14 protein-coding genes and 1 other RNA gene are annotated in these 11,578 nt (G+C 69.1%); 11 read left to right on the top strand and 4 right to left on the bottom strand.

The window, feature by feature from the left end:
* Positions 1–71: 71 nt before the first annotated feature.
* Together OXR08_RS03310 and OXR08_RS03305 are read right to left on the bottom strand one after the other, a co-directional pair.
* Positions 72–1,160 carry a deoxyhypusine synthase gene (locus tag OXR08_RS03310; protein ID WP_267347613.1) on the bottom strand — a complete coding sequence of 363 codons (1,089 nt, stop codon included), beginning with the start codon at positions 1,158–1,160 and terminating at the stop codon, positions 72–74.
* A gap of 113 nt (positions 1,161–1,273) precedes the next feature.
* Positions 1,274–2,467 carry a type III PLP-dependent enzyme gene (locus tag OXR08_RS03305; protein WP_240313480.1) on the bottom strand — a complete coding sequence of 398 codons (1,194 nt, stop codon included), beginning with the start codon at positions 2,465–2,467 and terminating at the stop codon, positions 1,274–1,276.
* 194 nt (positions 2,468–2,661) lie between these two features.
* On the opposite strand from OXR08_RS03305, the gene OXR08_RS03300 reads away from it, so the two are divergent.
* Together OXR08_RS03300 and OXR08_RS03295 are read left to right on the top strand one after the other, a co-directional pair.
* Positions 2,662–3,573, top strand: coding sequence for a pyridoxal-phosphate dependent enzyme (locus OXR08_RS03300; RefSeq protein WP_267347627.1), 912 nt, complete (start codon positions 2,662–2,664; stop codon positions 3,571–3,573).
* Positions 3,566–3,736: a hypothetical protein gene (locus OXR08_RS03295; RefSeq protein WP_205411611.1), complete on the top strand. Its 171-nt coding sequence runs from the start codon at positions 3,566–3,568 to the stop codon at positions 3,734–3,736. Before OXR08_RS03300 ends, OXR08_RS03295 begins: the two co-directional genes overlap by 8 nt.
* Positions 3,737–3,879: 143 nt before the next feature.
* Here OXR08_RS03295 and OXR08_RS03290 read toward each other — a convergent pair whose 3' ends face one another.
* Positions 3,880–4,536: an alpha/beta hydrolase gene (locus tag OXR08_RS03290; protein ID WP_112382558.1), complete on the bottom strand. Its 657-nt coding sequence runs from the start codon at positions 4,534–4,536 to the stop codon at positions 3,880–3,882.
* 131 nt (positions 4,537–4,667) lie between these two features.
* Here OXR08_RS03290 and OXR08_RS03285 point away from each other — a divergent pair, with 131 nt between their 5' ends.
* The 9 genes from OXR08_RS03285 to OXR08_RS03245 all read left to right on the top strand — a co-directional run bounded on the left by OXR08_RS03285 (position 4,668) and on the right by OXR08_RS03245 (position 10,857).
* A complete protein-coding gene (locus OXR08_RS03285; RefSeq protein WP_267347611.1) occupies positions 4,668–5,669 on the top strand; it encodes an aminotransferase class V-fold PLP-dependent enzyme in 1,002 nt (333 codons plus the stop codon).
* Complete coding sequence (locus OXR08_RS03280) at positions 5,666–6,733, top strand: cysteine desulfurase family protein (protein ID WP_267347625.1); 1,068 nt, start codon at positions 5,666–5,668, stop codon at positions 6,731–6,733. The genes OXR08_RS03285 and OXR08_RS03280 overlap by 4 nt, the downstream gene beginning before the upstream one ends.
* Positions 6,730–7,035 (top strand): 2Fe-2S iron-sulfur cluster-binding protein, encoded by a 306-nt coding sequence (locus OXR08_RS03275; RefSeq protein WP_267347609.1) that lies wholly within the window; start codon positions 6,730–6,732, stop codon positions 7,033–7,035. Before OXR08_RS03280 ends, OXR08_RS03275 begins: the two co-directional genes overlap by 4 nt.
* Before the next feature lie 78 nt (positions 7,036–7,113).
* Positions 7,114–7,782 (top strand): HPP family protein, encoded by a 669-nt coding sequence (locus OXR08_RS03270; RefSeq protein ID WP_267347607.1) that lies wholly within the window; start codon positions 7,114–7,116, stop codon positions 7,780–7,782.
* A gap of 102 nt (positions 7,783–7,884) precedes the next feature.
* Positions 7,885–8,196, top strand: a complete 312-nt coding sequence (locus tag OXR08_RS03265) for a hypothetical protein (protein WP_112382554.1) — start codon at positions 7,885–7,887, stop codon at positions 8,194–8,196.
* 48 nt (positions 8,197–8,244) lie between these two features.
* Positions 8,245–8,342: signal recognition particle sRNA small type (gene ffs / locus OXR08_RS03260), an RNA gene on the top strand.
* 182 nt (positions 8,343–8,524) lie between these two features.
* Positions 8,525–10,195: a DNA polymerase III subunit gamma/tau gene (locus OXR08_RS03255; protein ID WP_267347605.1), complete on the top strand. Its 1,671-nt coding sequence runs from the start codon at positions 8,525–8,527 to the stop codon at positions 10,193–10,195.
* Positions 10,192–10,515: a YbaB/EbfC family nucleoid-associated protein gene (locus OXR08_RS03250; RefSeq protein ID WP_112382552.1), complete on the top strand. Its 324-nt coding sequence runs from the start codon at positions 10,192–10,194 to the stop codon at positions 10,513–10,515. The genes OXR08_RS03255 and OXR08_RS03250 overlap by 4 nt, the downstream gene beginning before the upstream one ends.
* A 75-nt stretch (positions 10,516–10,590) precedes the next feature.
* Entirely contained in the window at positions 10,591–10,857 is a 267-nt protein-coding gene (locus OXR08_RS03245; RefSeq protein WP_267347602.1) for a hypothetical protein, read from the top strand.
* A gap of 37 nt (positions 10,858–10,894) precedes the next feature.
* On the opposite strand, the gene mtgA is transcribed toward OXR08_RS03245, so the two are convergent.
* On the bottom strand, positions 10,895–11,569 hold the full coding sequence (mtgA, locus tag OXR08_RS03240) for a monofunctional biosynthetic peptidoglycan transglycosylase (protein ID WP_112382550.1): 675 nt from the start codon (positions 11,567–11,569) through the stop codon (positions 10,895–10,897).
* Between the last annotated feature and the right edge of the window lie 9 nt (positions 11,570–11,578).

Below are 11,578 nucleotides of genomic sequence, written 5' to 3'. Positions count from 1 at the left end.
TCACCCTTCCCACTGGCTTACGCCAGCGGGCCCCCTCCCTCTCCCCGTGGGGGAGAGGGAGCGGTTCGCGTTCAGCCCTGCTTGTCGAACAGCTTGGCCCAGCGGTGGACCGGGCGGTCCTTCCAGTGGCCGCGGTGATAGGCGTCGGAGGCGAGCAGCGGCATGACCGAGCCGGCCTCGGCGAAGACCATCTGTTCGATGCCGGTGTTCACCTTGCCCCAGCTTGCCGCTTCCTGCAGCGTCGAGGACGAGCAGGCGCCGTCGCGCACGTCGGCGACGGTGATCTGCACCGCATACTTGTGCACCTGCACGTCGTCATGACCCAGGATCTCGGCGCAGACGACGGTGTCCTGGATGAAGTTCTTGGGCACGCCGCCCCCGATCATCAGGAGGCCGGTGACGCCAGCCTCGATCTTGATCTGCGTGAGTTCGCGGAAGTCGGCGACCGCGTCGATCATCAGATACGGACGGCCCGCCTTGGCAGCGTCGACCTGATGCTTGACGAGGCCGAAGCCGGCCGAGCTGTCGACGAACGCCGGGCAGAAGATCGGCACGTCATGCTCATAAGCGAGCTTGACGAGGCTGTTCTCCTTCTTGCCGTGCTTGACCAGATACTTGCCCATCTCGCGGATGAACTCGCGGCTGGAATAGGCGCGCGGCTCCAGCGACTCGGCGATCTCGAAGATCGTGTGGTCGACGTTCTGGAGCGCTTCCTCGTCGATATAGGTGTCGTAGATGCGGTCGATGTAGAGCGAGCGCAGCGTGTCGTCGTCGGGGATCTCCAGCGCCTGGTAATGCTTGTGGCCCAGGCCTTCGAAGAAATCCATGTCGACGATGGTGGCGCCGGTCGCGACGATGCCGTCGACCATGTTGTTGCGCACCAGCTCGGCATAGAGGTCCATGCAGCCGCCGGCCGAGGTCGACCCGGCGATGACGAGGAAGATCGAGCAGTCCTTGTCGGCCAGCATCTGGTTGTAGATGCCGGTCGCACGGCCCAGGTCGCGGCTGGTGAAGCTCATATCGGCCATCGCATCGACGATCGGACGCGCGTCGAAGCTCTTGATGTCGATATGCTTCACCTGCTTCGACAGCAGTTCGGCCTTGCGGGTATCGTTGATCGGCGCGTTGGCGCTTGCGGTCTTGGTCAGCGTGTCGGTCATGGTTCGCCCTTGGCTATCCAGCCGTCGTCGTTCGATATTGGGGACGCGGAAACCCAAAGCCGCCCCTCCCGCCAGCAAGCGGGAGGGGGAAGACGTGTGATATAGGGAGGCCGTTACAGCTTGACGACGTTGCCCGTCGCAACGCGGTCGTCGGCCTCGTCCTCGCGGTAGACGGAGAACATCGGTTCGTCCCCGGCCACGACGGTCAGGTCGGAGCCGAAGCCGTTGAACTGCGTGCGCATCGCCGAGCCATAGGCACCGAGCATGCCGATCTCGAAATAATCGCCGGCACGCGTGTCCGCAGGCAGCGGGAACGGACCCTTCATATAGTCGATATCGTCGCAGGTCGGACCCCAGAAGGCGAAGTCCATGTCCCGCGCGTCCGATTCCGGCTCGCGCAGCAACTGCACCGGGTACTTCCAGCCGATATGCGCCGCATCGAACAACGTGCCATAGGCGCCGTCGTTGATGAACAGCTCGGACCCGCGGCGATGCTCGACGCGGACGACGACCGAGGCATATTCGGCGCACAGCGCGCGACCCGGCTCGGCCCAGAGTTCCGCCGAATAGCTGATCGGCAGGCTCTCGAACGCGCGGTGGATCGTCTCGAAATACCGCTCCAGCGGGGGCGGGTTCATGCCGGGATAGCGCGACGGGAAACCGCCGCCGACATCGATCACGTCCACCGTCACCGCGGCCTCCACGATGGCGGCGCGGACACGCTCCATCGCATTGGCATAGGCGTCGGGCGACATGGTCTGGCTGCCGACATGGAAGCAGATGCCGAGCGCGTCCGCCACCTGGCGGGTCGCCATCAGCAACTCCTTGGCCTCGTCCGGCGCGACGCCGAACTTGGAGCCAAGGCTCAGCTTCGCATATTCCGACGACACGCGCAGGCGCACGCACAGCGTGAGATCGGTGGCACCCCGGGTGCCGCGGACGATCTTCGCCAGCTCTTCCATGCTGTCGAGCGAGAAGGTGCGCACGCCGTGGTCGAAATACGCCTCGGCGATCGCCTCCTCCGCCTTGATCGGGTGCATGAAGCAGCACACCGCATCCGGCAGGGTCGACTTCACCAGACGCACCTCGCCGATCGACGCAGTGTCGTAGTGCGTGACGCCGTTGTCCCACAGGATCTGCAGGAGTTCGGGGGACGGGTTCGCCTTTACCGCATACATCGGGCGGCCCGGAAACTTCTCCACAAAGAAGCGGGCGGCGCGCGCAGCGGCGTGCGGGCGAACGAGCGTGACCGGCTGTACCGGACGAAGGGTGGAAACTAACCCCAGCGCGCTATGATGCTTGTGCAACTCAAGGGACCTCCAATTGCCTTGCGGCATGACGACAGAAAAAGCTGCCTTGCGGTTGGAAGTCCCATGGGGCAGCGGACGCGCGATGTAGGACCCACTTTTGGCTATGTAAAGCGTCTGAAACCGGTCAGGGATAAAATGTGACTATTCTGCGACAGCCGACACGCGCCGGGGTACGGGACGCCGCCGCGAAAATGGCGGAAATCCTGGCCCCGACGCCGCTTTTCACCCATCGTTTCAAGGGGGTGGAGGTCGCGTTCAAGGCCGAATCCCTGCAACCCATGGGTGCGTTCAAGGTTCGTGGTGCCTGGCACCGGCTCACCGCTTTGGATGAGGCGGCGCGGGCGCGCGGGGTGGTGGCGTTCTCGTCAGGGAATCATGCGCAGGGGATCGCCTGGGCGGCCAGGCGGCTGGGGATCGCAGCGACGATCGTGATGCCCGCCGATGCGCCGCGCGCCAAGCGCGAGGGGACGCTGGCACTGGGGGCGGAGGTGGTCGATTACGACCGCGCGCGAGAGAGCCGCGAGACGATCGCGGGCCGGCTGGCGGAGGCGCGGGGCGCCACGCTGGTGCCGAGCTTCGACGATCCGTGGGTGATCGAGGGGCAGGGGAGCGCAGGGATTGAGGCGGCGCGGCAGATGGCGGAGCGCGGCGTGCCGGCGCCGGCACATGTCGTGGTGCCATGTGGCGGCGGCGGGCTGGCAGCCGGGCTGACGCTGGCGCTGCCCGAGGCGCGGGTGACGGTGGTCGAGCCGGAGGGGTGGGACGATATGCGTCGCAGCCTGGAGGCGGGGTGGATCGAGCCGGTCGGCGACAATCCGCCGCCGACCGCGTGCGACGCGCTGCAGACGACGCGGGTGTCGCCGCTGACCTTCGACGTGCTGGCGCGGCGGGGCGCGGAGGGCGTTGCGGTGTCGGAAGCCGAGATCGCGGCCGCGCAGCGCTGGGCGGCGGAGACGATGCGGCTGGTGGTGGAGCCGGGCGGGGCGGTGGCGCTGGCGGCGCTCCTGGCCGGGCACGTGCGGGCCGAGCCGGGGATGCTGGTGATCCTGTCCGGCGGCAACGTCGACATGGCCGCCTATGGCCGGGTGCTGGCCGGTGCTTGAGGGGATCGCGCAGACCGCGCCGGCGCTGGCGATGCTGGCCTGTTTCGCCTGTGTGGGCGGTGGGGGCTATCTGATCGCCAAGCGCCGCGACCGGACCAAGGGGGTGCTGATGCTCGTCATGGCCGCGGTCTTGCTGGGCAATGTGCTGATCTGGACGATGTGAGCGCCCGGCGTGGCAAAGCCGCCTTTCGACGGACTGCCAAGGCAGGCGCCTAGGACAGGCTATGTCGGTCGGCGCCTGGGCGCCGCCGGCCGGGCGCGTTGCCGGGGCGTCGATTAGCCTGTGCTAATCGGCTGCAACGCGCCTCACTTGATCGGCGAGTTCGGGTCCAGGCGCATGTCGAGGTAACGGTCCACGCTGCCCATCAGCTCGGGCATCTCATGCTCGAAGAAGTGGTTCGCCTTGGGGATCGTGTCGTGGTGGATGGTGATGTGCTTTTGCGTGCGCAGCTTGTCGACCAGCTTCTGCGTCGCGGCGGGGGTCGCCACCTCGTCGCCTTCACCCTGGATGATGATGCCCGACGACGGGCAGGGTGCCAGGAAGGTGAAGTCGTACATGTTGGCCGGCGGCGCGACCGAGATGAAGCCACGGATTTCGGGGCGGCGCATGAGCAATTGCATGCCGATCCATGCGCCGAAGCTGACGCCGGCGATCCAGGTGGTCGAGGCCTCGGGATGGAAGCTCTGTACCCAGTCGAGCGCGGCGGCAGCGTCGGACAGCTCGCCGATGCCGTTGTCGAAGGTGCCCTGGCTCTTGCCGACGCCGCGGAAGTTGAAGCGCAGCGTGGCGAAGCCGCGACGCTGGAACGTCTTGTAGAGTTCCTGCACGATGCGGTTGTTCATCGTGCCGCCCGCCGAGGGGTGGGGGTGCAGGATCATCGCAACGGGCGCGCGGGGCCGGGGTGCAGGGACGAACCGGCCTTCGAGGCGGCCTTCGGGGCCGGGGAAAATGACTTCGGGCATGAATCTCGCCGATCAGGAAGGGCGCAGGTGGAGCGCCGGACAGTGCGCGCTATATAGGCGGGAGCCCCTTACAAGCAATTGGAACGCGCGTCCTGACCCGTCTCTATCTTGATCACGCCGCCACCACGCCGATGACCCGCGCTGCGCGGGAGGCGGTGGCGGACGGTTTCGCACGCTGGGCGAATCCGTCTTCACCGCATGCGGAGGGGCGCGCGGCGCGGCGGCTGGTGGAGGATGCGCGCGCGGACGTGGCGGCAGCCTATGGCTGGGGGCAGGAGGTGCTGCTGACGGGGGGCGCGAGCGAGTCGCTGGCCATCGCCCTGGGGCGGTCGATGGTGGAGCGGTGCTTCGTCTCCGCGGTGGAGCATGATGCGGTGCTGCGCGCGAGCGGGGCGGCGAGCGTGATGCCGGTGGATGCGGCGGGGCATGTGGTGCTGCCCGATCTGGCGGGCCCGCGCGCGCTGGTGGCGGTGCAATGGGCGAACAGCGAGACGGGCGTGCGCCAGCCGATCGCCGCGCTGGCCGAGGCGGTGCATGCCGCCGGGCACCTGTTGCTGGTCGATGCCGCGCAGATGCCGGCGGGGATGGGCGAAGACGTCGCCGAACATGCCGATTTCGTCGCGCTGTCCGCGCACAAGCGCGGCGGGCCGCCGGGGATCGGCGCGCTGCTGGTGCGCGATCTGGCGACGTTGCTGCCGACCGGCGGGCAGGAGCGGGGATACCGGCCGGGGACGGAGAACATGCCCGCCGCGATCGGCTATGCCGCGGCGCTGCGCGAGGCGGAGCCCAATCACACGGCGTTGCGCGCGCATCTGGACGATGCGGTGCGGCGGTCGGGGGGGATCGTGGTGGCCGAGGACAGTGCGCGGCACCCGGCGATCGGGGCGTATCGGATGCCGGGGGTGCCGGCGGCGGCGCAGCTGATCCGGTTCGATTCGGGGGGGATTGCGGTGTCGGCGGGGAGCGCCTGTGCGAGCGGGAGCCTGAAGCCCAGTCACGTGCTGGCGGCGCTCGGCTGGCGTGAGGAGGCGGCGCGCGAGGTGGTGCGGGTCAGCTTCGGGCGGACGACGACGCGCGAGGAGGTGGACGCCTTTATCGCGGCGTGGCGCGGGATCGCGCGGGGGCGGGCATGATCTATCTGGATTATCAGGCGACGACGCCGCTGGCGCCGCAAGCCTTCGAGGCGATGGTGCCGTGGCTGCGCGATGCGCATGCCAATCCGCATTCGCCGCATCGGCCGGGCAGGGCCGCGCGGGCGGCGGTGGAGGTGGCACGGGACCGGATCGCCGCGCTGCTGCCCGCCGGCGGCCGGCTGGCCTTTACCAGTGGGGCGACCGAGGCGCTGAACTGGGCGATCAAGGGCAGCACGGGCGCGATCGTGACGATCGCGACCGAGCATGCCGCGGTGCTGGACACGGTGGCGGCGAGCGGGCGGCCGCATGTCGTGCTGCCCGTCCATGGCGACGGCCTGGTCGATCTGGACGCCGCCCGCGCGGCGATCGGGCCGGGCACCGGGCTGGTGGCGGCGATGCTGGTCAACAACGAGATCGGGGTGGTGCAGCCGATCGCCGAACTGGCGGATCTGGCGCATGATGCCGGCGCGTGGATGCTGTGCGATGCGGTGCAGGGCTATGGCCGGGTGCCGCTGCCCGCGACGGTGGATATGGTGGCGGTCTCTGCGCACAAGATCCATGGTCCCAAGGGCATCGGGGCATTGTGGTTGCGCGACGGGGTGGCACCGGCGCCGCTGATGCATGGCGGGGGGCAGGAGGCGCCGGGCCGTTCGGGCACGCTGAGCCCGGCGCTGTGCGCCGGCTTCGGCGTGGCGGCGCAGTTGATGGCGGCGGACCATGCGGGCGCGGTCGCGGGCCTGTGGCGGGCGGCGCATGACCGGTTCCGGGCGGCGGGCTGGTCGCTCAACGGGGCGGCGGACCCGCGCTATCCGGGCAATCTGAACGTGCGGCGCGACCGCCTGGATGTTGGGCGATTGATGTCGGACGTGCGGGGTGTCGCGTTTTCGGCGGGCTCCGCCTGCGCCAGCGGATCGGGGCGGCCGAGCCATGTGCTGCGCGCGATCGGGCTTTCCGATGCGCAGGCGCGGTCGTCGATCCGGTTGGGGTTCGGGCGTTATACGCGCGAGGCGGAACTGATGCAGGCGGTGGACGCGATCCTGGTCGCGGCGGCGGCGCAGGCATGATCCGGGTCGGCTTCGTCGCGCCCGACGGATCGGTGGCGGAGGCGCAGGGCGAGACCGGCGATACCGTGCTGCGCGTGGGGCAGGCGATCGGCCAGCCGCTGGAGGGGACGTGCGAGGGGCAGATGGCGTGTGCCACCTGCCATGTCGTCGTCGATCCGGCCTGGGCGGACCGGCTGCCCGGCCCGAGCGCGGAGGAGGAGGATATGCTGGATCTGGCGCCAAGAGCGACGCGGACCAGCCGGCTGTCCTGCCAGATCCGGCTGGATGCGACGCTGGACGGACTGGTGGTGCGGCTGTCCTGATCGCCGCGCCGGTTGCGACGCGGGCTTGCCGGGGGCATAGCGCGGCGGTTTTTTCCTCTTCTTTCATACGGGTTTTCGATGCGTTCGCGGTTCCCCTCCGTTCTGTCCGCCGGCTTTCTGCGCGACCGGTTGATCGCGCCGTTGGGGGCGCTGATCGGGATCGCGCTGACGGGGATGGTGACCGCGCTGCTGTGCGGAGACGCGGGCGCGACGATGCTGCTGGTGGCGCCGATGGGCGCCTCGGCAGTGCTGGTGTTCGCGGTGCCGGCGAGCCCCCTGGCGCAGCCTTGGCCGGTGATCGGCGGCAACGTGATCTCGGCACTGGTCGGGGTGGCGGTGGTCCATGCCCTGCCGGGCAGCGGCCTTGCCGCGCCGCTGGCGGTGGGGGGGGCGATCCTGGCCATGGCGCTGACCCGGTCGCTGCACCCGCCCGGCGGCGCGGCGGCGCTGACCGCGGTGATCGGCGGAGCGCCGGTGTTGGGTGCGGGCTATGCCTTTGCCTTCGTCCCGGTAGGGGTGAACGCGGTGATCATCGCACTGGTCGGTGTGGCGTTCCACCGGCTGTCCGGGCACAGCTACCCGCACCGCGCGCCGACGCTGGCGGCACCGCGCGCTGCCGATCTGGCGGCGGAGGATATCGACCGCGCGCTGGCGGAATTCGGCGATACGCTGGACATCGACCGCGACGACGTGGAGCGGCTGGTGCGCCGGGCCGAGCATCACGCCGCCACGCGGCGCGCCGCCTGAACACCCGCTAAACGGTTAATTCAGCACGCGATCATCGACTCGGCCGCAATCTCCCCCTCATGCCCACCGGTTCCGGCGGGCGCGTAAACGGGAGTATGCGTCATGAAAGTCTTTGCCCTGATGGCCTCCGGTCTTCTTGCGGTCACCGGCCTTGCCGCGGCGACACCGGCCGCCGCGCATCCGCAAGGGTGGCATGACGGACCGCGCGGGCGCGGCTGGGACCGTGGGCCGGGCTGGCGGGACGGGCCGCGCTGGGACCGTGGACGCCACTGGCGCGGCGATCGCTGGGATCGCGGATACCGGGCAGGCTATCGCGACCGGGGGTACCGCAACGGCTATCGCGGGCGCACGGTATGTCGCTGGGTCGATGGCTATTACGGGCCGGTCCGCCGCTGCTTCAACGTTCGTCGCTGATTAGCAACAAGGCGGCTTGATCGATCCGCCCGGCTCCGCCATATGCGCGGCGGGAGTCGGGCGGACGTAGTCGTCGCCAACCCGGTCAGGTCCTGACGGAAGCAGCCGTAACGATTTCGCTGCGGGTCGTCCCGGCTCCCACCGCGAACCTGCCGTGCAGGTGAGCGCGGCCGGCGGTGCGCCAGCACCGTCCGACGACGTGGCTTTGCCACGACGCGGCCCGGCGGTGCATCAGCACCGTCCGACGACATGGCTCCGCCCTGTCGCCCTCCGAGACCCCCTCCAATCCGCTATCAATCGCCGCATCCCGGGCCTACATAGACCCGCAATGTCCGACTCCTTCGACCTCGGCGAACCGCCACAGCCGGCCAAGCCCGACGCCTACCGCGTGCTTGCGCGCAAATATCGTCCGCAGACCTTCGCGCAGCTGATCGGTCAGGATGCGATGGTGCAGACGCTGGGCAACGCGATCAATCGCGACCGGCTGGCGCATGCGTTCCTGATGACCGGCGTGCGCGGGGTGGGCAAGACCTCCACCGCGCGGTTGATCGCCAAGGCGCTGAACTGCATCGGGCCGGATGGGCAGGGCGGGCCGACGATCGATCCGTGCGGAGTTTGCGAGCCGTGCCGCGCCATCGCCGAGGGGCGCCATATCGACGTGATCGAGATGGACGCCGCCAGCCATACCGGTGTCGACGACGTGCGCGAGATCATCGAGGCGTCGCGCTATGCCGCGGTGTCGGCGCGGTTCAAGATCTACATCGTGGACGAGGTCCACATGCTGTCCAAGAACGCGTTCAACGCGCTTCTGAAGACGCTGGAAGAGCCGCCGGCGCATGTGAAGTTCCTGTTCGCCACCACCGAGGTGAACAAGGTGCCGATCACCGTGCTGTCGCGGTGCCAGCGTTTCGACCTGCGGCGCATCTCCGCGGAGATGCTGGCGGCGCATTTCGCGCATGTCTGCGAGGCCGAGGGCGTGACCGCCGAGCCCGAGGCGCTGGCGCTGATCGCGCGGGCGGCGGAAGGATCGGCGCGCGATGGCCTGTCGATCCTGGACCAGGCGATCGCGCATGCCGACCTGGATGGCGGCGGGGTGAGCGCGGAGGCGGTGCGCCAGATGCTCGGCCTGTCGGACCGGGGCGCGGTGCGCGACCTGCTCGGCCTGATGCTGCGCGGCGAGGCGGCCGATGCGCTGGCGCTGCTGCGGCGGCAATATGATTACGGGGTCGATCCGCAATCGGTGCTGCGCGCGCTGCTGGAGACGGTGCACGGCATCACGCTGGTGAAGGTCGGCACGCCCCCCGATGCGGCGCAGCCGCTGGAGGAGCGCGAGGCGCGCGGGGAATGGGCGGCGGCGCTCGGCTTTCCGATGCTGCACCGGCTTTGGCAGCTGCTGCTCAAGGGCCATGACGAGGTGGCGCGCGCCGCCCTGCCGATCGAGGCGGCGGAGATGGCGCTGCTGCGCGTGGTCCATGCCTCGACGTTGCCCGATCCGGGCGAACTGGCGCGGCAATTGACGCAGTCGCCGGGGCAGGGGGCGGGGGCGGTGTCCGCCCCGGCGCCCGCCCCCGCGCCGGTTGCGGCACCCGTCGCGGTGGCGGCCCCCCCGCCGCCGCCGGCGGCGCCGCAGATGCCGGAGAGTTTCGAGGCGCTGGTCGAGCGGCTGGACGCGGACGGGGAACTTCTGCTCGTCGCGCGGCTTCGTCAGGGAGCGCGGCTGGTGCGGTATCAGCCGCCCGAGATCGTCTTCAGCGGCAGCCGGCCGATGGCGGCGGACACGCTGACCGATCTGGCGGCCGTCCTGAAGACGATGACGAAAAGCGCATGGCGCATTACGTTGGACGATGTTCCGGGCCAGCCGACGCTGAACGAGGCGCAGCAGGTTCGGGACGAGGCGATCAAGGCCGCAACCTGGGATTCGCCCATGGTGCGCGCCGCACGAGAGGCTTTTCCCGAGACCGAACTCGTGGAATGGCCCGGAAAACGGAGCATGATGTGAAGAATCTCGACGACATCCTGGCGATGGCCCAGAACGTCCAGAACGAACTACAAAAGGCGCAGGCCAATCTCGACACGATCGAGGTCGAGGGCGCGTCGGGCGGCGGGCTGGTCAAGGTGAAGGCGTCCGCCAAGGGCCGGATCATCGGCATCTCCATCGACGATTCGCTGATGCAGGTGTCCGAGAAGCAGATGCTGGAAGACCTGTTGGCCGCCGCGATCAACGATGCGCGCGGCAAGGCGGATACCGCCTCCAACGCCGAGATGAGCAAGATGACCAGCGGCCTGCCGCTGCCGCCGGGCTTCAAGCTGCCGATCTGATTCCGTTCCGGCCCGGGAACGGGTTTGCCGGCCATGGCGTTTGTTTCCTCGAAAATAAGGAGGAGGATCAACGACATGGCCGATGAACGTTATTCCGATACGACGACGACCACGACGGCGGCGCCGGCGGGGCACACGACGACGATCATCGAGAGGCGCAGCGGCGGCAGCGGGATCGCGATCGCGCTGGTGCTGCTGGTCGCGGTGGTGATCGGCGCGTTCTTCCTTTTCAACCAGAATAGCGCCGAAAGCCGCAAGGACGATGCGGTGGCGTCGGCCGCGCGGAGCGTGGGCGCCGCGGCGGACAAGGCCGGCGACGCCATTTCGGGCGAGACGAAGTAGAAACGCATCCCTCTCCCCCGGGGGGAGAGGGTTTTCATCACCGGACGCAGGCGTCCAGCCCTTGCCGGCGGACCACGCCGACATAGCGGGCGATGCGGTTGCCGTGGCGGCGGACGAAACCGTCGGGGGAGACCGCTTCGCGCTTCTTGGGCAGGGGCAGGACGGCGGCGATGCGCGCCGCCTCGGTCGGCGACAGGCGCGACGCGTCGTGGTGGAAATAGCGCATCGCCCCGGCATTGGCGCCATAGGTGCCGATCCCGGTTTCCGCGATGTTCAGATAGACTTCCATGATGCGCCGCTTGCCCCACAGCGCCTCGATCAGCACGGTGAAATACGCCTCCGCCGCCTTGCGGACATAGCCGCCACCCTGGAACAGGAAGGCGTTCTTGGCGGTCTGCTGGCTGATCGTCGATCCGCCGCGGATGCGGCCACCTTTCGCGTTGCGATAGGCGGCGCTGGCGATCGCGTTGAAGTCGAAGCCGTGATGCTCGCAGAAGCGGGCGTCCTCGCCGGCGATGGCGGCGCGGGCCATGTCGGGGTCCATCTGCGACAGCGACATCCAGTCCTTGGTCACGCCGCGCCCGCCGACGACATCGCCCAGCATGGTGAAGGTGAAGGGCGGGGGCACGAACCGGTACAGCCCGACCCAGAGGACGGTGACGGCGACGAAGACAAGGGCGGCCTTGAGCAGCCAGCGGAGCGCACGGAACATGGCCGTCCT

It is taken from the genome of Sphingomonas sp. GM_Shp_2 (assembly GCF_026540875.1).
In the GTDB taxonomy this organism is placed as follows: domain Bacteria; phylum Pseudomonadota; class Alphaproteobacteria; order Sphingomonadales; family Sphingomonadaceae; genus Sphingomonas; species Sphingomonas carotinifaciens.
Note: the sequence above shows the minus strand (reverse complement) of the source record. Positions and strands in the feature narration are given on the sequence as shown.